Source organism: Streptomyces sp. NPDC001292 (genome assembly GCF_042896465.1).
Lineage (GTDB): Bacteria > Actinomycetota > Actinomycetes > Streptomycetales > Streptomycetaceae > Streptomyces.
In genome coordinates this window covers 64,927-86,350 of the sequence record NZ_JBIAXG010000035.1, presented here as the reverse complement: position 1 = coordinate 86,350, position 21,424 = coordinate 64,927, and the positions used below count along the sequence as shown (strand labels likewise).

Genomic DNA, 21,424 nt, shown 5'->3' with positions numbered 1-21,424 from the left:
GCATGGCCGTTTGGCCGTGCATGCCGAAGAGGTTCGTGGTGCCTGCGTCCGACTTTTCTGAATTGCCCCGTTTTCCGGGGGATCTCGAGCTGGCCGAAGCGCTGACGACGGCGGCTCAGCAACTGCACGACACGGCCACCCCGCACAGCACCATGCAAACCGCCGTACGGCTCGCCGTACGTCTGCTGCCGGGCGCCGAGCACGCGGGCATCTCGGTGCTGGAGCGCGGCAGCGGCCGCCGTGCGGCCGCCTGGACCGACGAGGTCGTGCGCACCGCCGAGGGATCCGGTGGCGGGGGCGACCCGGAGCCGTACTGGGATCATCTGTGGCATGCGCCTGTCGTGCGCATGGCGGACAGTGAGGCCGACGACGGCGGCGCGTCGCTGGCCGGCCTGGGGCTGCGCTCGGCGCTCGCGCTGCGGCTGCGCGCCGACAAGCGGCGGCTGACCCTGCTCACCGTCTACGCCCGCAAGCCGGGCGTCTTCGACGACGCCGCGACGCGCGTCGGGCGGCTGTTCACCGCGCACGTCAGCCTCGCGCTGGACTCGGTGACCGTGCGCGAGCAGCTCACCGAGGCGATGCGCACCAGGGACCTGATCGGCCAGGCCACCGGCATCCTCATGGAACGGCTGAACATCGACGCGGCGGAGGCCTTCGACAGCCTGGTGCGCGCCTCGCAGCGGGAGAACGTCAAGCTCCGCGACCTGGCCCGCCGGATCGTCGATGCGAACAACGCCACATGAGCGGCGGGGAGTTGATCGGCGGCAGGGGGACACACGCAACCGCATGAGCCCCGAGACGAGCTCTGACCCGCTGGAGCAGCGATCGTGCGCAGCGGCGGTCTCGACACGCTGCTGCGTGATCTGACCGACCGCGCGGTCGAGGACGTGCCCGGCGCCGCCGCGTGCAGCATCACCGTGCGCCGCGACCACCGGCTGCTGACCCTGGCGGGCAGCGGCGGCCTGCCCAGCGGCCTGGTCCTGCGTCAGTACGAGAACGGCAACGGCCCGTGCGTCACCGCGGCCGGGACCGGCGCCGAGCAGTACACGAGCAGTACAGCCCCGACCTGGCCGCCGAGACCCGCTGGCCCGCGTACACGCCCTACGCGCTGTCCGTCGGGGTGCGGTGCGTACTGGCGCTCCCGCTCGTCGTGACCGGCGAGACGGGCGCCGCGATCAACTTCTACGGCGTGGCGCCCGGCGCACTCCAGGCGGGCCGGCACCGGGCCCGCGCCTTCGCGGCCCGCGCCGCGGACGCCGTCGACGTCTCCCTGCGCCTCGAACGCGACCGGGCCGCCGTGCCCGACGTACGCACGATGCTGCTGTCCCGCAGCGTCATCGACCAGGCGATCGGCGTCCTGATGGCCCGGGAACGGGTCGACGCCGCCAAGGCCCTGGACCGTCTGCGCCGCACCACCCGGCATCGCAACACCAAACTCCGCGACCTGGCCGCGGACCTGGTCTCCCGCGTCACGGACCCGGGCCGCCCCCCGTCCGGCGGCCGGTAGGGCGGGCCGCGGGTCCGGTGGACTACGCCGTCGGGAGCACGGTGCCCTGGACCGCCTGGATGTCCAGTTCGACCCTCAGGGTGGTGCCGATGGCCGCGATGCCGGCCTGGAGGACCTGGTTGTAGTTCATGGCGAAGTCCTCGCGGCGCAGTTCGGTCGTCGCGCGGAAGGCGGCGCGGGTGCCGCCCCAGGGGTCGGCGCCGGTGCCGAGGTAGGCCAGGTCGAGGTCGACCGGGCGGACCACGCCGCGCATGCCCAGCTCGCCGTGGACGGTCCAGCGGTCGGGGCCGGCGGCGGTCACACCGGTGGAGCGGTAGGTGATCCGCGGGTGCCGCTCGACGTCCAGGAAGTCCGGGGACTTCAGGTGGCCGTCGCGCATGCCGTTGCCGGTGTCGACGGAGTCGGCGCGGATGACCGCCTCCACACGGGACTTGGTGACGTCGTCGGGGGCGATCTCGACGGTGCCGGCGAAGTCCCTGAACCGGCCGTGCACGCTGGAGATCCCCAGGTGCTGGGCGACAGCGGCGACCGAGGAGTGCGCCGGGTCGATGGTCCACGGCCCCGGCGGGGGCAGCTCGGTGCCGCCCTGCCGCGCCAGCGTCACCGTGCCGACCTCGGCCCGCCCGCTCGCGGTGACGATCGCGCTGGAGGCTGCGGGCGCGTACCCGACCGCCGTGACGATCACCGTGTACGCACCCGGTGCCAGCGCGGTCGTGTCCCGTACGGCGCCCTCCGCGTCGGCCTCGGCCCGCAGCACCTGCGTGCCCGCCATGTCGGTCATCGTGACGACCGCGTGCGACACGGCCCATCCGTCCCGGGTGCGGATCCTCGCGGTCAGTCCCATCCCGTTTTCTCCCTGCACAGCCTTGCAAATGGTCGGAAAGCGACCGGCCCGCGGCGCGGCGCGGCTCCCCTCGGAGCGCGCCCCGCCACGGGCCGGACCGTGACCCGGGACCCCGCCCGGGCCTCATGGGCACCCTGGCCCGGTCTTACTCGCCGGGGTGGGCGAGCTCGATGTCGTGGTCGTCGACGCCGCGGCCGGTGACCGTCAGGGCCGTCGCCACGGGCGGGTAGCCCGTCGCGATGACGGTGTAGTCACCGCCGTTCAGGTCGGTGAAGGCGTACGCCCCGTCCGCGCCGGTGGTGGACGTGCCGACCACGTTGCCCGCCGCGTCGACCAGGGTCACCCGGGCGTCCGCGAGGGGACCGTGCGGAGCGCGGACGACACCCTGGAGCTGCGCCCCGGCGTCCAGGTCGATCTCGACCCGGGTCACACCGGTGCCGACCACCTCGACCGGCAGCGCCCGCGGCCGGTACCCGGCGGCGTTCACCGCGACGGTCACCGCCCCCGGTACCAGCTCGGCGAAGGAGAACTCGCCGCTCTCCCCGGTGGTCCCGGTGGCCAGCAGGTCGCCGCGCACATCGGTGACGATCACCATCGCGTCCTCCACCGGCAGCCCGGACCCGGCGGCCCGGACCACACCGCCCAGCCCGCTGGTGCCGCTGAGCAGGATGTCGTACGCCACCGGCTCGCCGTTGACGACCACCGTGGACGCCTGCGGCTGGAAGCCGTCGGCGGAGGCGATCAGGACGTACGAGCCCGCGCCCGGCGCGTCCACCGCGTAGGCGCCGTCGGCCTGGGCGACCGACCGGCCCAGCTGGCGGCCGGCCAGCGAGATCAGCGTGACCGCGGCCTGCGGCACCGGCGCGCTCTCGGCGCCCCGGACGAAGCCGTGCACCGGAATCCCGCCGCCGGCACCGGCGCCCGGCTCGCCGGCTGCCACCGTGGCGACTGCGGCCAGCCTCTGGGTTCCCTCGGGACCGGTCCCGGCGCCCTCGGCGGGGGAGGCGGCCACCGCCCAGCTGGGCACCCGCTCCCCGGCGGCGGCCGCGGCCTCGGGGGCCCGGGCCTCGGCGACGACGGGGACGGTGGCCGGGTCGACCGGCGCGGACTCGGCCTCGGCGGACTGCGCCAGCGCGCCCTTGGTCCGCAGCGGGACCTCCTTGATGAACAGCGAGATCAGGAAGGCCACCGCCGCCAGCGCGGCGGCGATCAGGAAGATGTCGGCGATGCCGTGCCCGTAGGCGCTCTCCATGACCGCGCGCAGCGGCTTCGGCAGCGCGTTCATGTCCGGGATGGTGTCGCTCGAACCGGAGGAGGACAGGGCGGCCGCGTACTTCGGGCTGAGGCCGGCCAGGCCGTCCTTGACGTAGTCGGTGATCCGGTGGGCCATCACCGCGCCGAGCGCGGAGACGCCGACCGCACCGCCGAGGGAACGGAAGAAGGTGACCGTGGAGCTGGCCGAGCCGAGGTCGGTCGGCGCCACCTGGTTCTGCGTGCACAGCACCAGGTTCTGCATCATCATGCCGATGCCGAGGCCCAGCAGGGCCATGAAGACGGCCGTCTTCCAGTACTCCGTGTCGTAGCGGATGGTGCCGAGCAGGCCAAGACCCGCCGTCACCAGCACGCCACCACTGACCAGCCAGGCCTTCCAGCGGCCGGTGCGTGTGATCAACTGTCCGGAGACGGTGGAGGAGACGAACAGGCCGGCGATCATCGGGATGGTCATGACACCCGACATCGTCGGGGACTTGTCCCGGGCCAGCTGGAAGTACTGGCTGAAGAACACGGTGCCGCTGAACATCGCGATACCGACGAACAGCGAGGCGAGCGACGCCAGCGTGATGGTGCGGTTGCGGAACAGCCGCAGCGGGATGATCGGCTCGCTCGCCTTGGACTCGACGAGCACGAACAGCAGGCCGAGGGCGATCGAACCGGCGAGCATCGCGTACGTCTGCCAGGACAGCCACTCGTACTTGTCACCGGCGAAGGTGACCCAGATCAGCAGCAGCGACACGGCGGCGGAGATCAGGAACGCGCCGCCCCAGTCGACCTTGACCTCCCGCTTCACCACGGGCAGGTGCAGGGTCTTCTGCAGGACGATCAGCGCGATGACCGCGAAGGGCACGCCGACGTAGAAGCACCAGCGCCAGCCCAGCCAGGAGGTGTCGGTGATGACACCGCCGAGCAGCGGGCCGCCCACGGTGGCCACGGCGAAGGTGGCGCCGAGGTAGCCGGAGTAACGGCCGCGCTCCCGCGGCGAGATCATCGCGGCCATGACGATCTGGGCGAGGGCGGACAGACCGCCGCTGCCAATGCCCTGCACCACACGGCAGGCGATCAGCATGCCCGGGTTCTGCGACAGGCCCGCGCAGGCCGACGCCAGGACGAAGATGACGAGCGCTATCTGGACGAGCGCCTTCTTGCTGTAGAGGTCGGCGAGCTTGCCCCACAGGGGAGTGGCCGCGGTCATCGACAGCAGGGCGGCCGTGACCACCCAGGTGTAGGCGGACTGACCGCCGCCGAGGTCACCGATGATGTGCGGCAGCGCGTTGGAGACGATCGTGGACGACAGGATCGCCACGAACATGCCGAGCAGCAGCCCGGAGAGCGCCTCCATGATCTGCCGGTGCGTCATCGGAGCGCTGCCGGAGGAGCCTCCCCCGTGCTTGGCGTGAGCCCGCACACCGGCTGGTGTGGTCGTTGCCATGGGCTTCCTTTTTCTTACGTGCTTGCGGGTGTACGGGTGGTCTTGGGGGCAACGGGTGCGGGGATCCGGGCCGGAGCGGAACGGCAGTCGCCGAAGCTGGAGCGCAGGCGTGTCATCAGCCGGATCAGCTGGCCGACCTCGTCGTCGGTCCAGTCGCTCAGCCGCTCGCTGAGCAGGCGGGTGCTCCGCCGGGTCAGGTCGTCGAGCTGGTCCAGCCCCGCGGGCGTCAGGCGCAGGATGCGCGAACGCTTGTCCGCGGGGTCCGGGATCCGCTCGATCCAGCCGCGTGCGGCGACGTGCGCGACGTGCCGGCTGGTCACCGACATGTCCACGGAGAGCAGCTCGGCGAGCTTGCTCATGCGCATGTCCCCGTGGCGGCCGAGCAGGGTCAGCACGGCGGCCGAGCCGGCCGGGCAGTCGGGCGGCAGGATCCGTCCCATGTCACGTTTCACGGCTCCGACGGCACTGAGCTGACGCGCAAGCTCTTCGTACTGCGCCTGCTCGGCCATCACACCTCCCGAATTCGTTGCTCGGGGCAACCGTAGTGTTGTTGGTTGCCGCAGGCAAACAAATCGGGGCCCGGTGGCGCAAAAACTTGGCAAAGGCAAGTATTGGCGGATGTAAACCCGCAGGTGAGGTGCCGTCCGCCGCCCCGCGACCACGGTGCGGCCCCGCCGGCCTCCGGCCGCCCGTCCGGCCTCCCCTCTCCGGGGCCCCCGTCAAGTGAGGTGCGGGGCCCCGCGCTTGGGCGGCGGCAGCGTTTTCGCTAGGGTCTCGGGCCATGGCTAACACCCAGGGCCCGCAGGGCAACTACGACCCCGCCGGCAGCACCCAGATGTTCCGCGCGTTCGTCGACGAGGCGCCTCCCCAGGGCGCCCAGCAGCAGGCCTCCTCCGGCCCGCGCATCGGCCTGATCGTCGGTGTCGTCGTCGCGGTGGCGGTCGTCGCGGCCGTCGCCTGGCTCGCGCTCAAGTAGGGCGAACCACTTTTAGTACACATCGTTTAGTACACATCGTTCTCTCCGGCTCCGCCGTCTCCGTCCATCGACACCAGCCGCCCCCTCTCCCCCGTCGGCCCCCTCTCCGTCGGCCCCGCCGCCCCGCGCGCGGCCGGGAAACGGCTCCCAGACAGACGACGGCCGCCGAAGCGCCCGAACGGCGCCTCGGCGGCCAGGAGTCGACGTCATCACGGCATCGCGCCGTGATGTCCGGCGCCCCGTCGAGCGGGAGGCGCCGGGCCTTGCGGATCAGTCGTTGATGAGCCCCTCCCGCAGCTGCGCGAGCGTCCGGGTCAGCAGCCGGGAGACGTGCATCTGCGAGATGCCGACCTCCTCGCCGATCTGCGACTGGGTCATGTTGGCGAAGAAGCGCAGCATGATGATCCGCCGCTCACGGGGCGGCAGCTTGGCCAGCAGCGGCTTGAGCGACTCGCGGTACTCCACGCCCTCCAGCGCCGTGTCCTCGTAGCCGAGGCGGTCGGCCAGGGAGCCCTCGCCGCCGTCGTCCTCGGGGGTCGGGGAGTCCAGCGAGGAGGCGGTGTAGGCGTTGCCGACCGCGAGGCCGTCGACCACGTCCTCCTCCGACACGCCCAGCACGGTGGCCAGTTCCGTGACGGTCGGGGAGCGGTCGAGCTTCTGGGAGAGCTCGTCGCTGGCCTTGGTGAGCGCCAGGCGCAGCTCCTGAAGGCGCCTGGGCACCCGCACCGACCACGAGGTGTCGCGGAAGAAGCGCTTGATCTCACCCACGACCGTCGGCATCGCGAAGGTCGGGAACTCCACGCCCCGCTCGCAGTCGAAGCGGTCGATCGCCTTGATCAGGCCGATGGTGCCGACCTGGACGATGTCCTCCATCGGCTCGTTGCGCGAGCGGAAGCGGGCCGCCGCGTAACGGACCAGCGGGAGGTTGAGCTCGATCAGGGTGTCCCGGACGTAGGCGCGCTCGGGGCTGTCCTCGTCGAGTGTGGCGAGCCGCAGGAACAGGGAGCGGGACAGGGTGCGGGTGTCGATGGTCTCCGAGGCCGGCAAGGCCGACGCGGCCGGAACAGCCGGGGCGGGGGCGGCCTCGAGGGCCGCCACGTCGTCGAGGGCGTCGAGCGGCTCGAGCGCCGGGGAGGGCGTCTCGCTCTTCGTGAGCGTCAGCACCTTGGAGCTGCCCTGGTCTGCGGACATGCCACCCCCTCTGGGTCGCGGGACGGTCGCGGCCACGCTCTCTGACGAGGAGAACGCAGCCCTCACCTGAATACCGGAGCCGAAGCCACGGCAAACGCGCTTCCCGCAGAATGTCACATGTCGGCAACGCGCTGTAGGGACTTGTCGACAAGTGAGAACCGAATCGACCCTGGAAAGAAGGGGTCTGACGGTCTTTCGTCCCGAAGATGTCGGGAACTGCCCTGATGGGTGATTCGCTCGTGCCGGTTACGCCTCGATCCTGTTTGCGGACCGCAATCGCTGGAAGCTACGGGCGAGTAGCCGGGACACGTGCATCTGGGAGACGCCGAGTTCCGCACTGATCTGCGACTGGGTGAGATTGCTGTAGTAGCGCAGCAGCAGGATCCGCTGTTCCCGTTCGGGAAGTTGGACGAGGAGGTGGCGGACCAGGTCGCGGTGCTCGACGCCGTCCAGGGCCGGGTCCTCGTAGCCGAGCCGGTCCAGCAGCCCGGGCATTCCGTCGCCCTCCTGGGCCGCCTCCAGGGAGGTCGCGTGGTACGAGCGTCCGGCCTCGATGCAGGACAGCACCTCTTCCTCGGTGATGCGCAGCCGCTCGGCGATCTCGGCGGTCGTGGGGGAGCGGCCGAAGGCGGTCGTCAGGTCCTCGGTCGCGCTGTTGACCTGCACCCACAACTCGTGCAGCCGGCGTGGGACGTGGACCGTGCGGACGTTGTCGCGGAAGTAGCGCTTGATCTCGCCGACGACCGTCGGCATGGCGAAGGTCGGGAACTGCACGCCCCGGTCCGGGTCGAAGCGGTCGATGGCGTTGATGAGCCCGATGGTGCCGACCTGGACGACGTCCTCCATCGGCTCGTTGCGGGAGCGGAAGCGGGCGGCCGCGTAGCGCACGAGCGGCAGGTTCGCCTCGATGAGCGCCCCTCGCACGCGGGCGTGTTCGGACGTGCCGGGTTCGAGCTCCTTCAACTGGGTGAAGAGCACCTGCGTGAGGGCTCGGGTGTCGGCACCGCGCCGCTTCTCGGGAGCCGGAGTCGGGGTCGCGGTCGGGGCCGGGTCGTCCGGAGTCGAGGCCGTGGTTGTGGCCGGGGCCGAGACGGGATCCTGGGGCGGCGCAGTCTTGGCCGACACGGTCAACGCCACCTCTTCGTCGATCAACTCATCCGTCAAAAGCGGTCATAGCATCACAAGACATGTGCATCGTGTTCAAGCACCGCATATGCACGTGTTGAGGGGTGAATTAGGGCATAAGACACCAAAAAGCCCCGCACCGTTCCGATGCGGGGCCGAGCGTGCAGCCGTACGGCCGTAAGGCTGAGAAGTTACCGGCGGTCAGAACTCGTAGTCGGCGATCACCCACGTGGCGAACTCGCGCCACTGGGCCACGCCCGCCTGGTGGGCCGGGTGCTCCAGGTACCGGCGCAGCGCTGCGGCGTCCTCGACGGCCGAGTTGATCGCGAAGTCGTAGGCGATGGGCCGGTCGCTGACGTTCCAGCCGCACTCCCAGAAGCGCAGGTCCTCGATCTGCCCGCCGAGCGCGCGGAAGGCCTCGGCCCCCGCGGTGACGCGCGGGTCGTCCCGCTCGACGCCTTCGTTCAGCTTGAAGAGGACCAGGTGGCGGATCATCATTCTCCTCCGTTGGCGACCCACGTCATGAAGTCGCCTATGGCCTTGGCGGCGTCCGAGATGCCCTCGAACCCTATCTGGACGTAGCTCGCCGCCTTGGCGGGGTCCGTGATGATCACGTACAGCACGAAGACCACGAGCAAATAGACGGCGATCTTCTTGGCGTTCACCGCCATCGCGGCCTCCCCCTGTCGCTGAGTTCCCTGTCGCTGATTTCCCTGTAGTCGGTACCGTCCGGGTCGAGCGCTGTAGATGATCGCACGAAGGGCCCCGTCCTGGCGGACGGGGCCCTTCTCGAGCGGTAGCGGAGGGATTTGAACCCTCGGTGACTTGCGCCACACTCGCTTTCGAGGCGAGCTCCTTCGGCCGCTCGGACACGCTACCGAGGGAGACCTTACAGCACACCGGGCCGTGCTCCGAAATCCGTTTCCGCCCCGCCCCGGCGGCCGGGGTTCAGCGGCCGCGGAAGAAGTCGGTCAGCAGCGCGGCGCACTCCTCGGCGAGCACGCCCTCGATCACTTCGGGCCGGTGGTTGAGCCGCCGGTCCCGTACGACGTCCCACAGGGAGCCGGCGGCGCCCGCCTTCTCGTCGCGGGCGCCGTAGACCACCCGGTCCACCCGGGACAGCACGATCGCTCCGGCGCACATCGTGCACGGCTCCAGCGTGACCACCAGCGTGCAGCCCGACAGCCGCCACTGCCCGGTCTTCGCGGCGGCCCGCCGGATGGCGAGCACCTCCGCGTGGGCGGTCGGGTCGCCGGTGGCCTCCCGCTCGTTGTGGCCGACGCCGAGCACGGTCGTACCGTCGGCGGACAGCACGACCGCGCCGACGGGCACGTCCCCGCCCGGGAGGGCCTGCCCGGCCGCGTCCAGGGCGAGCCGCATCGCGGCCCGCCAGCGGTCGCGCACCGGGTCCGGGGCCCCGGCCGGGTCCGGCGTCCCGCTCAGGTCCTGCGTGTCAGGCGTGTCCGGCCCGGTCAGCGGACGGTCTCCAGCACCTCCGAGGCGCCCAGGGCCTCGGCGATGGCGCTCAGCGCGTCCTCCGGGTCCAGGGTGCGCAGCTCCTTCGCGCCGACCCCCAGGTCGTCGAGGATCTCGCCGTCGCCCAGGGGGCTGTGCGTGATGGCTTCGGCGGACGACGACTCCTCCTCGTCGTCCTCGGTGGACTCCGGTTCACCGTCCTCCGTGCCGTCGAGGTCGAGGGAGTCCAGGTCGGGGCCGTCGTCGCCGGGCTCCCGGCCGAGCAGTTCGTCGGTGAGCAGGATCTCGCCATAGGAACTACGGGCAGCGGCGGCGGCGTCGGAGACGTAGATACGAGGGTCGTCCTCGCCGTCCACGCGGACCACGCCGAACCACGCGTCCTCCTGCTCGATCAGGACGAGCACCGTGTCGTCGTCGGCCGAGGCTTCCCGGGCCAGGTCGGCCAGATCGGCCAGCGTCTCCACATCGTCGAGCTCTGTGTCGCTCGCTTCCCACCCGTCTTCGGTGCGCGCGAGCAGTGCGGCGAAGTACACCGTGACTCTCCCACTGGTCATAGGCGTGCCGGTTGGGGGTTCCCCCGGCGGAGGTTCTGGGCGGGGGAGCTGGGCTCCGAGCCCCACCCACTCGGAATCGTGGCAGAAACAAGGCCTTCAGGGGACGTCTTCGGCTCCCTGTGTCCGGCAGTTTTGATCGCACGCCGGTGAAGGACTCACCAGCGCACACGTTGCCGCCACCAGCGGATCGTACGCGGCTTTCCCCCGGCGGCCACGCACACCCACCGTCGGAGACGTCCGTGCGGGTGCAGGTGGCGTCCTACCAGCGGAACGTGCGCATGCGCATGGCGTGCCGCAGCCGGGCGGTCTTGGCGCGGCGGGGCTGTACGCGGTCGCGCAGGGCCCGGGCCTCGGCGAGATCACGCAGGAACCGGGCCCGGCGGCGGCGCCGCTCGGCGTCGGCGTCCGCCGCGCCGGCCGTCTCCGGGACGTCCGCCGTCTCGCGCCGCGCGCGCGGCGACGGGTCCTTGTCAGGTGCCCGTTCCCGATCAGGCATCGGCTCACCACCCCAGGCCCACCCAGTCCGTCACTCCCACTTTCCCCCGGATGCCGGGTTTGATGCCACAACGGTGCACGTTGGCCGGGGTGCGGCGCGGGCCGCCGCCTGCGGCGCAGCAGGCGGGCGGGCCGGATCGGGGCCCGGTTACTGTTGGCCCATGCGTCTCCACGTCGTCGACCACCCGCTGGTCGCTCACAAGCTCACCACGCTGCGCGACCGCCGCACCGACTCCCCGACCTTCCGGCGGCTCGCCGACGAACTGGTCACCCTGCTCGCCTACGAGGCGACCCGCGACGTGCGCACCGAACAGGTCGACATCAACACGCCGGTCGCCCAGACCACCGGCGTCAAGCTCTCCCACCCGCGGCCCCTGGTGGTGCCGATCCTGCGGGCCGGACTCGGCATGCTGGACGGCATGGTGCGGCTGCTGCCGACCGCCGAGGTGGGCTTCCTGGGCATGATCCGCAACGAGGAGACGCTGCAGGCCTCGACGTACGCCACGCGCATGCCGGAGGACCTCTCCGGCCGCCAGGTCTACGTCCTTGACCCGATGCTGGCCACCGGCGGCACGCTGGTCGCGGCCATCCAGGAGCTGATCAAGCGCGGCGCCGACGACGTGACCGCGGTCGTCCTGCTGGCCGCCCCCGAGGGCGTCGCCGTCATGGAGCGCGACCTGGCGGGCACCCCGGTGACCGTGGTGACGGCCTCGGTCGACGAACGCCTCAACGAGCACGGCTACATCGTCCCGGGCCTCGGAGACGCGGGCGACCGGATGTACGGCGCCGCCGAGTAGCCCCGGCCCACCAGCTGACGCCCCTCCGGCCGCCCCGCGGGACCACCCGCCACTGACCGGTCGCGGAACCTCAGCAGCCCTTCTCCGGGGTGGTTGCCTCGGGCTGCGGGGCGGTCAGGGCGGTCAGGGCCTCATCGGCGGCCGCCTGCTGGGTCAGCGCCTTGAAGCCGGTGCCGATGATCAGGTCCACGTCCGTGCCCTTGCGGGTGTCCGTGCGGCGCTCCGCCCCGTCGAGCTGGGTGGCGAGGACGGGCAGCGAGGTGTTCAGCGAGGAGGCCGGGCCGAGGAGCAGACCGGCCCCCTTGACCTTCTTGTCGAACTCCTCGGTCGCGTTGCCGACCTGACCGATGCGGAAGCCGCGCCTCTTCAGCTCGTCCGCGGTCTGCTTGGCCAGGCCGCCGCGGGGCGTGGCGTTCAGGACGTTGACCGTGATCTGGCCCGGCTTGGGCAGCGCCCGGGCCGCGCTCGTCGCCGACGTGCTCGCCGCGGGCGACGCCTTGGTCGAGCAGTCCCCGTCGGTGCCGGCCGCCGAGGCCCTCCTGCCGCCGGTGAAGACGTCGATGAGCTGCCACGTGCCCCAGCCGATCACGCCCAGCACCGCGACGGAGGCGACGACGAGGAACACGAGCCTGCCGCGCCGCCGGGGCTTGCGCATCCGCGGGTATCTGTTCCCCGTGATCCGGTACTTCCCGCCCATGCCGGGGGGAGTCAGCATGCTCATGGGCGCAGCGTAGTGCGCATGAGCGGTGATTCCTACTAGATGATCATTGGAGCCCGCCCAGCTGAACCCGAAAGGTCCAAGGCGTCACCGAACGGCGGTCCCGGACGGCGCACGTCCCGGCTCAGGGTCCCGGCTTGCGGTCCCGGTTCACGGGCGCGGGCCTTCGGCCCGGATGCTCAGTCCAGCTCCAGCACGCGCGCGTGCAGCACCTGGCGCTGCTGGAGCGCCGCCCGCACCGCGCGGTGGAGGCCGTCCTCCAGATACAGGTCGCCCTGCCACTTCACGACGTGCGCGAAGAGGTCGCCGTAGAACGTCGAGTCCTCCGCGAGGAGGGTTTCCAGGTCGAGCTGCTGCTTGGTGGTCACGAGCTGATCGAGGCGGACCGGGCGCGGCGCGACGTCCGCCCACTGCCGGGTGCTCTCCCGGCCGTGGTCGGGGTACGGCCGGCCGTTTCCGATGCGCTTGAAGATCACACGGAGAGCCTACCGGCCCAGACCTTCCGGGCGCAGCCCGGCCGCCGGAGTGCGGCGCTGGAAATGCGGCAGCAAAACCGGGCGAACCGGGAACGAGGGCTTGAGATGAGTGACGGCGGGGCCGTGGCCGGACCGGGCGGTGAAGGCGTCGCCGTCGTCGGGCCGTTGTGCACAGGCTGTGGACAGCGGGTCACACGGTGCGGGGGACGCGTTGGGCGTGCCCGCGGATGCGGAAGGCGGTGACGATCTCGAAGACGCCGACCACCACCAGCCACCAGCCGCCGAGCACGATGAGCACCGCGGCCGACTGCAGCGGGGAGTCGATCAGCACGATCCCGGCGATGAAGGTGAGCACGCCGAGGAAGATCTGCCAGCCGCGTGCCGGCGCGTCGCGGTCGTGGACGGCGGCGATCGTCAGGGTGATGCCGCGGATCAGCCAGCCGATGCCGATCCAGAGCGCGAGCAGCAGGATCGACTGCGTGGCGCCGCGGAAGCACAGCAGACCCAGCAGGATCGACAGGGCGCCGCTGAAGAAGGCCAGCACGCGCAACGAGGTCGTCTTGTGGGTGCCGAACGCGGAGACCAGCTGGAGCACGCCGCTGACCAGCAGGTAGATCCCGAAGAGGACTCCGGCGGCCAGCAGTGAGGCGCCCGGCCAGAGCAGCACCAGGATGCCGAGGACCAGGGCGGCCACACCGGTGGCGAGTACCGCCTGCCAGGCGGCGCGGGACAGGAGGTGCAGGGGCCCTTCCAACGGCGGTTCGTGCTGCGGGGGCGGTGCTGTCCGGGGGTCCCGTGGGTCACGCATGGCGTGGACCCGACGATCGTCGTACCCCGGGCCTTCGGGGCCGCTGCTCGGTGGCTCTGTCATGATCCATGCTGCGATCGGGCGCGCGCGTACCGCCACCCGGGACCGGCCACTCGGCTGACGTCCGCCGCAGGGCCGGCCCGCCTCGGCCGCACCGCCGGCCCGGTCACTTCCCGGAGGACTTCGTCCCCTTGCCCGCCTTGCCCGCCTTGGCCGCCGCCTTCAGCTCCTGCTTGTGCGCCCGCACTCTGGCCAGCGACTCGGGCCCGGTGATGTCGGCGACGGACCGGAAGGAGTCCGGCTCGCCGTACGCTCCCGCCGCCTCCCGCCACCCCGTGGGCCGCACACCGAGCTGTTTGCCGAGCAGCGCCAGGAAGATCTGCGCCTTCTGCTTGCCGAAACCGGGCAGCTCCTGGAGTCGTCGCAGCAGTTCCTGCCCGCTGTCGACGCCCCGCCAGATGGCCTCGGGGTCGCCGTCGTAGCGCTCGACGAGGTGATGGCACAGCTGCTGGATCCGCTTGGCCATCGACCCCGGGTAGCGGTGCACGGCCGGTTTGTCCGACAGGAGCCGGGCGAAGGTCTCCGGCTCGAAGGCCACGATCTCGTGGGCGTCCAGGTCGTCGGTGCCCATGCGCCTGGCGATCGTCGCCGGCCCGGTGAACGCCCACTCCATCGGGATCTGCTGGTCCAGCAGCATGCCGATCAGCGCGGCGAGCGGACTGCGGCCGAGGAGCGCGTCGGCCTCGGGGTCCTGGGCGAGGTGAAGGGTGACGTCCATGTCCCGATGGTCGCCCGCCGGACGGCGTGACGCAGCCGGAGGACTCGGGCGAGCCGGCGGCCGGGGCCGCGACATGGCTCCCGGAGTTGGCCCTCCTCGGCCCGCGCCCCGCCCCGCCCCAGTGCCCAACTGGCCCTTCCGCCCCAGAAGTCAGCCTTCCCGCGGGAGCCTCGGTGAGCAAAGCGCCGTCTTCGTCCGTACCCATCCAGAAGCCGGCGAGTTCCAAGACGGAGAAGTGACGTGACCGGACGGCGGGGCGAAGGTCGGGACGGCGCTGCGCGCCGTGGACGCGGACGGTGCCGACCACTTGGGGAGTTGACGCTGCTCGGCGCGGTACTGGTCCTGCTCCTCCTCGGCGGTGCCGGACCGGCCTCGGCCCACGCCGCCCTGCGGGGCGCGGACCCCGCCGACGGAACCGTCCTCAGGACGGCGCCCGGCACGGTCACTCTGGCCTTCACCGAGTCCGTCAGTCTGCTCGACGACTCCTTCCGCCTGTTCGACCGCGAGGGGCGGCGGGTGCGCACGGGCGAGCCGCAGCACGCATCGGGACGCCCGGACACGGCCCAGGTGGCGTTCCCGGAAGGGCTGGGCGAAGGCACGTTCACCGTGGCGTGGCGGGTGGTGTCGGCGGACAGCCACCCCGTCTCCGGCGCCTTCACCTTCTCGGTGGGACAGCCGTCCCCGACGTCGGCCGCGATCGACACCGGCCCGGCCGGGAACCCCACGACCCGCGGCCTCCACGACCTCGCGCGCTACACCGCCTACGGCGCCGCGGCCCTGTTCATCGGCACGGCGGCCTTCGCGCTGCTGTGCCGCCCGCCGGACGCGGGCCCGCTGCGCAAGCCGCTGATGGCGGGTTGGTGGGCGCTGCTGACCTCCACGCTCGCCCTGCTCGTGCTGCGGGCGCCCTACGAGACCGGGGCCGGTCCGGCGTCGGCATTCGACCCCGCGGTTCTCTCCCGTACCCTGACCGGCCGCCCCGGTCTGATGCTGCTGGCCCGCCTGGCTCTGCTCGCGCCGGCGGCCGTCCTGCCGGCACGGCTCTGCCGGCCCCGGCCGGAGGAGAAGCCCTCGCGCGCGACCCTGGCGGCGGGCGCCGCGCTGGCCCTCGCCCTGGCGCTGACGTGGGCGGGGTCCGAGCACGCCTCGGCCGGCATCCAGGTTCCGGTGGCGATGACGTCGTCGGTGCTGCATCTGCTGGCGATGGCGGTCTGGCTGGGCGGCCTGACGGCCCTCCTGACCACCCTTCAGCGCGTCACGGCGGACGAGCCGGAGGCAGGGCGCGGCGTGTCGGCGGCCCCGGACGGTGCCGGGGGCCCCGGTTCTTCGGGCGGCGACCCGGGACCGAAGGCAAAGGCAGCAGTCACGGTCGCCTCCGAAGGCAGCGGCGGCCGCACGACGGTCGCGGCCCCGGTCGCCGACCCGACCGCGGCGGTCGACGGCCCGATCCCCGCAGCGGCCGGGAGGGCGGCCGGCGCCACGGCGCCTTCCGCCGACGGTCCCGGGCTGACCGCCGCGGTGGCGCGCTTCTCCCGGATCGCCTTCGGCGCCGTCACCGTCCTCGTGGTCACCGGGGTCTACCAGTCCTGGCGCGGCCTCGGCTCCTGGACCACGCTCACCGGTACGGCGTACGGCCGGCTGCTGCTGGTCAAACTCGCGGTGGTGGCACTGCTGCTGGCCGTGGCGGCCCGTTCCCGGCGCTGGACGGCACGGCTGGTGACGGCGAATGCGGAGCCGGCCGTACCCGACGGGAACGCGCAAGCGGAGGACCCCGAGACGAAGACATCCGCACCCACACCGTCGTCCACCCCCGACGCCTGCCGCCGTGCTCTGCGCCGCTCGGTGCTGGCCGAGGTCGCCGTGGGCATCGCGGTCCTGGTCTTCACCACGGTGCTGGCCGGCACCCTGCCGGGCCGCGCCGCCGCCGAGGCGGCCCGGGCCACGCCCGAGGCCGGGGTTCCCGGCGCCTCCGTCACGGTCATCCCGTTCGACGTCGGCACCCCGGGCGGTCACGGCAAGGTGCAGATCACCCTGGAACCGGGCCGCGTCGGCCAGAACGCGGTGGAGGCCGTCGTCTACGGCCCGGACGGCGGCCTGACCGTCGTTCCCGAGCTGCGCCTGTCCCTGTCCCTGCCCGCACAGACGATCGGCCCCGTCGACGCCGGGCTGGCCAACAGGGGCGGCTACTGGGGCACCGACTCCCTCAATCTCCCGATCCCCGGGACCTGGACCATGAAGGCGACGGTACGGGTGTCGGAAATCGACCAGGTGAGCGAGGAACGGAAGGTCCAGATCCTGCGCTAGCGGCTGCGGGACGCCGGCCCGCGTCCCGCGCATCACGTGTGCGGAACGCGGCGGGTCGATACCCGTGACATGCGTCTCCGGGGACGTATTGTCGACGTGACACACGCCGAACGGCGGGTCAGCGCCCCACACCTGTCTCTTCATCTGTACGGATGAGACATCCGATCGCACATATAGAGCTAATCAGGGAATTCCTTCACCCATTTGCCGCGCATCCGGGGAAAGTCGGGGGCGTTAGTCGGGATATGACTAAGGCAGCCAGGGAAGGGTACTGGGGTCTGTTCGGGGGTCAGGAGCGAGAGGACCCGGTCGCCGCACGCGCGGTGGCGCTGGGCCCCTACACCTACCTTCCCGCCCCGGTGCACTCGTCGACCACCGTCAACGGCACCCTGACCAGGGGCGGGCTCCCGGTCGCACTCAAGGTGACGGAGCCCCTGTTGCGGGATTTCCTGGACGCGATGAGCACACTGGAAGCCGACCTCGCCCGCCGCTGGCTGGGTTCTGACGTCAGGTCCCGTTTCTCGGGAGCGGAATAGCCGGCCGGGTCATGTACGACGAACGTATCGATCATCGTTCCGGCCGTTCGACTGACTATTCGGGCTATCCCGGTTACCCGAGCCATCCGGGCGGACACCAGGGGGCGGGCACCGGCCGGCACCGGGGTCCGGCGGATTTCTTCACGTCTCCCCTGGAGCCGCCGGACGCGGCCTGGGATCCCGCCGAGGAACTGGCCTTCATGCTCCAGGACGCGATGGAGGAGCACCGGCCGGACATCCCCACCGTGCGGGACGAGGCACCGGTCACCGAGCCCGGCCCGAACACACCCCTGGAGAACCTCCAGGCGATCACGGCGGAACTGCCTCCCCTGAAAGCGGTCTCCCGACGCCATCGAAAGGTCCGGGAACGCAAGCGTCCGAACGTCCTGCGGACCGCCAGTCACGTCATCGCCGCGCTGGCCGCGGTGATCGCTTCTTCTGTGAGTTTCTTCGGCGGAATGGTTGCCTACGATCCCCTCCGCGTCGTGGCCGTTGCCCGTATGCAGGACGGCATCGCGTCCTGGTGGCCCCTGCTGGTCTACGGTCCCTGGCTGGTCGCCTCGCTGTCCGTGCTGCGGGCCGCGCTGCACCGGCGCCGCGCCGTCCACTCCTGGAGCGTGGTGCTGACCTTCTCGTCCATCGCGATGCTTCTGTGCGTGTTGCAGGTGCCCAGGACGGTAGTCGACATCGCCGCGGCCGCCCTGCCGGGCCTGGCCTCCCTGGCCTGCTTCCAGCAGCTCGTACGCCAGATCACCCTGACCCGCCCGCCCCGGCGCACATCGCCCCGCCACCGTCAGCCCCGTATTCCCCACACCGAGACCCCGCCCAGGTCCACGGCCCGCGACACCCGCCGCACCACGACGGCGCGACCGGCGCGACCGGCGCGACCGGCGCGACCGGCCGGAGGCACGGCACGCAAGAGGGCCTGAGCCGATCGCTCCCCGGAGCCAGGGCCCCACGGACGTGGCGCCGGGGCCACCATGGAGGTGGACGGAGTGTGGCGGACGCGAAGGAGGCCGCCATGGCAGCCGCGCATCTCCCGGTGTCGCCCCTGGTGGTCAGGGCGACCGACGGCCGACGGGCCGAGCTGGCACTCACCGGGGACATCGGGGCGGAGGCCCTGTGGCCACTGGAGGAACGACTCGCGGCGCCGCCGCTGAGCGAGGCCGACGAGTGGGTCGTGGACATGAGCGGGGCAACCCACCTCGACCTCGCGTGCGCCTACGCCCTGCTGCGGGCCGCCACGCGGTGGCCGGCGACCGCGCTCACCATTCGCGGCGCCCGGCGCACCGTGCACCGGACCCTGCACCGCGCGGGGCTCGACACCGTCGCGGTGATGGAGGACTTAGAGGTGGCGGAGAGCTCCGGGACGGCGGAGGGCTCCGGCCGGTGACAGTGGGGACCAGATCAGACGCATCCCGAATATTTCGGTGACCGATGTAATCTGGAGTCATGGCTCCGGATACGACGCGCACCCCGTCCCGTCCGCGCTGGCCCGCCGTACTCACCGTGGAGCGGGCGCGCCCGGAGGGGATCCGGTCACGGCCGAACGCCTGGTGGCTCGCCGTGGCCACGGTGTGCTTCGGGGCGTTTATGGGTCAGCTGGACGCGAGCATCGTGACGCTGACCTACGGCAGCCTGCGCACCGAGTTCCACGCCTCGCTCGCCGCGGTGGAATGGGTGTCGCTGGCGTATCTGCTGGCCTTGGTGGCGCTGCTGGTGCCGGCCGGGCGGCTGGCGGACGCCCACGGCCGCAAGCTGCTGTACCTGTACGGGTTCGCCGTCTTCACGCTGGCGTCCGCCGCCTGCGGACTGGCGCCCTCCTTGGCCGCGCTGGTGGGCTTCCGGGTGGTGCAGGCGGCCGGGGCGGCGCTGATGCAGGCCAACAGCGTCGCGCTGGTGACCACCAGCGCACCCCGCGGGCGGATGCGCAGCGCGCTCGGCGTGCAGGCCGCCGCACAGGCGCTGGGGCTCGCCCTGGGGCCCACGGTGGGTGGCGCACTGGTGTCCACCCTGGGCTGGCGCTGGGTGTTCTGGGTGAACGTGCCGGTCGGGGTGATCGCGCTGGTGAGCGGGCACTATCTGCTGCCGCGCACCAGGGCCCGTACGAAGGTCGCCCGCTTCGACTGGGCCGGACTGGCGTTGCTCGCCGTGGCGACGACCTGCGCGCTGCTCGGCGTGTCCGCGGCCTCCGGCCTGCCGGTGCCCGGCTGGAGCGTGGTCCTGCTGTTCGGCGTGGCGGCTCTGGCCGGCTGGGGCTTCGCCCGCCGTCAGCGCCGTACCGCCGCGCCCTTGCTCGATCTCGCTCTGCTGCGGGTGCGTGCGGTCGCGTTCGGGCTGGTCGGGGCGCTCAGCGGATATCTGGTGCTGTTCGGCCCGCTGGTGCTGGTGCCGGTCGTGCTGACCGCGCGGGGCGCCTCGGAGCTGACCGCGGGAGCGGCGCTGACCGCGTTGCCCGCCGGGTTCGCCCTCGGCGCCACCGGCGGCGACCGGTTGCTGCCGCGCTCCTTCAGCGACCGTGGCCGGTGCCTGACCGGCGCCGGCGTATTCCTCCTCGCCACGGCCGCTCTCCTGGCCGTTCCGCTGACCCTCGCCCGGCTGGTGCCGCTGCTGGCCCTGGTCGGCGTGGGGCTGGGAACGTTCACCCCGGCCAACAACGCCCTGATCATGGGCGCGATCCCCGCCCGTTCCTCCGGCACCGGTGGCGGCCTGGTCAACATGACCCGCGGTCTGGGCACCGCCCTGGGAGTGGCGCTGGTGACCCTCGCCCTGCACCTGGCGGCCGGCGGCGGAACCGAGGCCGGCGCGCGGTGGTCCGCGGGGATTCTGGTGGCGGTGTCGGCCGTCGCGGTCGTATCGGCCTGGCTGGGGCCGGACCGGGGCGACCACCGGCGGTCCCGCCCGGGGCTCGAGGAGTGAGACGGTGCGTGAGCCGGTGAAGAACCCGCGTGAGCCGGTGAACAACCCGGTGGCGGAACGAGCGGGAGGGCGCGCCCGGGGACCCGGCTACCCTTGCCGCATGCCCGCGCAGCCCCGTTCCGAGCTCCCCCTGCCCGGCCCCGCCGCCGAGGCGCCGGACGCCCGTCTGCTCACCGAGGCTGTCACCCGCCTGCGCCGCGCCCTGCGGGCCTCGATCCGCACCGACTATCCGTGGGAGAAGCTGCCCATGGCCCAGGTCGAGCTGCTCCAGGTGCTCGGTGAGCACTCACCCGCCCGGATCAGCGATCTCGCCGCCCGCCAGCGACTCGCGCCGAGCACCGTCAGCGGACTGATCGGCCAGATGATCGCCACGGGCCTGGTCGCGCGTGAGGTCGACTCCGCCGACCGCCGTGCCTCCGTCGTCACCCTCACCGACGCCGGACGCGACCAGCTCGCCGCGTGGACCACCGCCCACGAACGCCGGATGGACGCCGCACTGGCCTCCCTGGACGACGCCGACCGGGCCGCCATCGCCGCCGCTCTGCCTGCCCTCTTCCAACTCGCCGAGCAACTTGGCCAGTTGGACGCAGGCGCGAACGCGGGCTGACACGGAGGGCTCCCACCGGAATCCGGTCGGAGCCCTTGTTCGTCCTCCTGGGTGCCCTTTCGTCCTGGTGGGTGCCCTTCGGCGTCAGGCGGTCGCGCAGACGGCCTCGACGAAGTGGCCCACCTGCGTCTCCGGCAGGCTGCGGGAGAGGTCCGCCTCGCTGATCATGCCGACCAGGCGGTGGTTCTCGATGACGGGCAGCCTGCGGATCCGGTGTTCCTCCATGGTCCGCAGGACAGTGCCGCTGTCGGCGTTCGCGTCGATCGTGATCGGCTTGCCCCGCTCCAGCTCACCCGCGGTCATGGTCCGGGGGTCCCGCCCCTTGGCGAGGCACTGCACCACGATGTCGCGGTCCGTGATGATCCCGTGGAGGCGGTCGTCGGGCCCGCAGATCGGAAGGGCTCCGACGTCCAGCTCCCTCATCCGGCGCGCCGCGTCCTCCAGCGTCTCGCTCTCCTGGACGCATGTGGCGCCGGTGTGCATGATCTCCCGTGCGGTGGTCATGGCCGTCTCCTTCGAGCTTCGATGGCCGGCACGGAGAGAGCCAAGATCCTGGCCCGCTCCGGCCAGTTCGGCTTACCACCAGTGTCGGTTCTCCGTATGCCC

The 21,424-nt window shown here is 72.0% G+C and carries 26 protein-coding genes and 1 tRNA gene; 11 read left to right on the top strand and 16 right to left on the bottom strand.

The window, feature by feature from the left end:
- Positions 1-20 precede the first annotated feature (20 nt).
- The 3 genes from ACFY4A_RS30475 (at position 21) to ACFY4A_RS30465 (ending at position 1,507) form a co-directional block, all read left to right on the top strand.
- Positions 21-743, top strand: coding sequence for a GAF and ANTAR domain-containing protein (locus ACFY4A_RS30475; protein WP_390832563.1), 723 nt, complete (start codon positions 21-23; stop codon positions 741-743).
- An 84-nt stretch (positions 744-827) separates the two neighbouring features.
- Positions 828-1,154 (top strand): hypothetical protein, encoded by a 327-nt coding sequence (locus tag ACFY4A_RS30470; protein WP_390832547.1) that lies wholly within the window; start codon positions 828-830, stop codon positions 1,152-1,154.
- The gene (locus ACFY4A_RS30465; protein ID WP_390832546.1) at positions 1,151-1,507 is read left to right on the top strand and encodes an ANTAR domain-containing protein; all 357 of its coding nucleotides are present in this window, start codon (positions 1,151-1,153) and stop codon (positions 1,505-1,507) included. Before ACFY4A_RS30470 ends, ACFY4A_RS30465 begins: the two co-directional genes overlap by 4 nt.
- 22 nt (positions 1,508-1,529) lie before the next feature.
- On the opposite strand, the gene ACFY4A_RS30460 is transcribed toward ACFY4A_RS30465, so the two are convergent.
- The 3 genes from ACFY4A_RS30460 to ACFY4A_RS30450 form a co-directional block, all read right to left on the bottom strand.
- Positions 1,530-2,351 carry a YceI family protein gene (locus tag ACFY4A_RS30460; RefSeq protein ID WP_390832545.1) on the bottom strand — a complete coding sequence of 274 codons (822 nt, stop codon included), beginning with the start codon at positions 2,349-2,351 and terminating at the stop codon, positions 1,530-1,532.
- Between the two features lie 145 nt (positions 2,352-2,496).
- Positions 2,497-5,058, bottom strand: a complete 2,562-nt coding sequence (locus tag ACFY4A_RS30455) for an MFS transporter (RefSeq protein WP_390832544.1) — start codon at positions 5,056-5,058, stop codon at positions 2,497-2,499.
- A gap of 14 nt (positions 5,059-5,072) precedes the next feature.
- The gene (locus ACFY4A_RS30450) at positions 5,073-5,567 is read right to left on the bottom strand and encodes a MarR family winged helix-turn-helix transcriptional regulator (RefSeq protein WP_390832543.1); all 495 of its coding nucleotides are present in this window, start codon (positions 5,565-5,567) and stop codon (positions 5,073-5,075) included.
- Between the two features lie 272 nt (positions 5,568-5,839).
- On the opposite strand from ACFY4A_RS30450, the gene ACFY4A_RS30445 reads away from it, so the two are divergent.
- Complete coding sequence (locus tag ACFY4A_RS30445) at positions 5,840-6,034, top strand: hypothetical protein (protein ID WP_390832542.1); 195 nt, start codon at positions 5,840-5,842, stop codon at positions 6,032-6,034.
- Positions 6,035-6,304: 270 nt separating this feature from the next.
- Here ACFY4A_RS30445 and ACFY4A_RS30440 read toward each other — a convergent pair whose 3' ends face one another.
- From ACFY4A_RS30440 to ACFY4A_RS30405, 8 genes are all read right to left on the bottom strand, one after another.
- Positions 6,305-7,225, bottom strand: coding sequence for an RNA polymerase sigma factor SigF (locus tag ACFY4A_RS30440; RefSeq protein ID WP_390832541.1), 921 nt, complete (start codon positions 7,223-7,225; stop codon positions 6,305-6,307).
- A 246-nt stretch (positions 7,226-7,471) separates the two neighbouring features.
- Positions 7,472-8,350, bottom strand: a complete 879-nt coding sequence (locus tag ACFY4A_RS30435; RefSeq protein ID WP_390832540.1) for an RNA polymerase sigma factor SigF — start codon at positions 8,348-8,350, stop codon at positions 7,472-7,474.
- 201 nt (positions 8,351-8,551) lie between these two features.
- Positions 8,552-8,845: a Dabb family protein gene (locus ACFY4A_RS30430; RefSeq protein ID WP_390832539.1), complete on the bottom strand. Its 294-nt coding sequence runs from the start codon at positions 8,843-8,845 to the stop codon at positions 8,552-8,554.
- Positions 8,845-9,021 carry a hypothetical protein gene (locus tag ACFY4A_RS30425; RefSeq protein ID WP_390832538.1) on the bottom strand — a complete coding sequence of 59 codons (177 nt, stop codon included), beginning with the start codon at positions 9,019-9,021 and terminating at the stop codon, positions 8,845-8,847. Before ACFY4A_RS30425 ends, ACFY4A_RS30430 begins: the two co-directional genes overlap by 1 nt.
- 123 nt (positions 9,022-9,144) lie before the next feature.
- Positions 9,145-9,229: transfer RNA gene (locus ACFY4A_RS30420), tRNA-Ser, on the bottom strand.
- 69 nt (positions 9,230-9,298) lie between these two features.
- Entirely contained in the window at positions 9,299-9,730 is a 432-nt protein-coding gene (gene tadA / locus ACFY4A_RS30415) for a tRNA adenosine(34) deaminase TadA (protein WP_390832562.1), read from the bottom strand.
- A 92-nt stretch (positions 9,731-9,822) separates the two neighbouring features.
- The gene (locus tag ACFY4A_RS30410) at positions 9,823-10,359 is read right to left on the bottom strand and encodes a hypothetical protein (protein ID WP_390832561.1); all 537 of its coding nucleotides are present in this window, start codon (positions 10,357-10,359) and stop codon (positions 9,823-9,825) included.
- Positions 10,360-10,639: 280 nt separating this feature from the next.
- Positions 10,640-10,876 carry a hypothetical protein gene (locus ACFY4A_RS30405; protein ID WP_390832537.1) on the bottom strand — a complete coding sequence of 79 codons (237 nt, stop codon included), beginning with the start codon at positions 10,874-10,876 and terminating at the stop codon, positions 10,640-10,642.
- A 160-nt stretch (positions 10,877-11,036) separates the two neighbouring features.
- On the opposite strand from ACFY4A_RS30405, the gene upp reads away from it, so the two are divergent.
- Positions 11,037-11,672: a uracil phosphoribosyltransferase gene (gene upp, locus ACFY4A_RS30400; RefSeq protein WP_390832536.1), complete on the top strand. Its 636-nt coding sequence runs from the start codon at positions 11,037-11,039 to the stop codon at positions 11,670-11,672.
- Between the two features lie 70 nt (positions 11,673-11,742).
- Here the strand turns inward: upp and ACFY4A_RS30395 are convergent, their stop codons facing one another.
- The 4 genes from ACFY4A_RS30395 to ACFY4A_RS30380 form a co-directional block, all read right to left on the bottom strand.
- Positions 11,743-12,369 carry a LytR C-terminal domain-containing protein gene (locus ACFY4A_RS30395; RefSeq protein ID WP_390832560.1) on the bottom strand — a complete coding sequence of 209 codons (627 nt, stop codon included), beginning with the start codon at positions 12,367-12,369 and terminating at the stop codon, positions 11,743-11,745.
- Between the two features lie 200 nt (positions 12,370-12,569).
- The gene (locus tag ACFY4A_RS30390; protein WP_004943146.1) at positions 12,570-12,866 is read right to left on the bottom strand and encodes a type II toxin-antitoxin system VapB family antitoxin; all 297 of its coding nucleotides are present in this window, start codon (positions 12,864-12,866) and stop codon (positions 12,570-12,572) included.
- 190 nt (positions 12,867-13,056) lie between these two features.
- Positions 13,057-13,737, bottom strand: coding sequence for an HdeD family acid-resistance protein (locus ACFY4A_RS30385; protein WP_390832535.1), 681 nt, complete (start codon positions 13,735-13,737; stop codon positions 13,057-13,059).
- 103 nt (positions 13,738-13,840) lie between these two features.
- Positions 13,841-14,452 carry an HhH-GPD-type base excision DNA repair protein gene (locus ACFY4A_RS30380; RefSeq protein ID WP_390832534.1) on the bottom strand — a complete coding sequence of 204 codons (612 nt, stop codon included), beginning with the start codon at positions 14,450-14,452 and terminating at the stop codon, positions 13,841-13,843.
- A 315-nt stretch (positions 14,453-14,767) separates the two neighbouring features.
- Between ACFY4A_RS30380 and ACFY4A_RS30375 the strand changes: the two genes are divergently transcribed.
- The 6 genes from ACFY4A_RS30375 (at position 14,768) to ACFY4A_RS30350 (ending at position 20,818) form a co-directional block, all read left to right on the top strand.
- Positions 14,768-16,756, top strand: coding sequence for a copper resistance protein CopC (locus ACFY4A_RS30375; protein ID WP_390832533.1), 1,989 nt, complete (start codon positions 14,768-14,770; stop codon positions 16,754-16,756).
- 245 nt (positions 16,757-17,001) lie between these two features.
- Positions 17,002-17,292, top strand: coding sequence for a hypothetical protein (locus ACFY4A_RS30370; RefSeq protein WP_390832532.1), 291 nt, complete (start codon positions 17,002-17,004; stop codon positions 17,290-17,292).
- 11 nt (positions 17,293-17,303) lie between these two features.
- Positions 17,304-18,221 (top strand): DUF2637 domain-containing protein, encoded by a 918-nt coding sequence (locus tag ACFY4A_RS30365; RefSeq protein WP_390832531.1) that lies wholly within the window; start codon positions 17,304-17,306, stop codon positions 18,219-18,221.
- A gap of 92 nt (positions 18,222-18,313) precedes the next feature.
- Complete coding sequence (locus ACFY4A_RS30360) at positions 18,314-18,685, top strand: STAS domain-containing protein (protein WP_390832530.1); 372 nt, start codon at positions 18,314-18,316, stop codon at positions 18,683-18,685.
- A 59-nt stretch (positions 18,686-18,744) separates the two neighbouring features.
- Complete coding sequence (locus tag ACFY4A_RS30355) at positions 18,745-20,211, top strand: MFS transporter (protein WP_390832529.1); 1,467 nt, start codon at positions 18,745-18,747, stop codon at positions 20,209-20,211.
- A gap of 100 nt (positions 20,212-20,311) precedes the next feature.
- A complete protein-coding gene (locus ACFY4A_RS30350) occupies positions 20,312-20,818 on the top strand; it encodes a MarR family winged helix-turn-helix transcriptional regulator (RefSeq protein WP_390832528.1) in 507 nt (168 codons plus the stop codon).
- 84 nt (positions 20,819-20,902) lie between these two features.
- Here the strand turns inward: ACFY4A_RS30350 and ACFY4A_RS30345 are convergent, their stop codons facing one another.
- A complete protein-coding gene (locus ACFY4A_RS30345) occupies positions 20,903-21,322 on the bottom strand; it encodes a CBS domain-containing protein (protein ID WP_390832527.1) in 420 nt (139 codons plus the stop codon).
- Positions 21,323-21,424 lie beyond the last annotated feature (102 nt).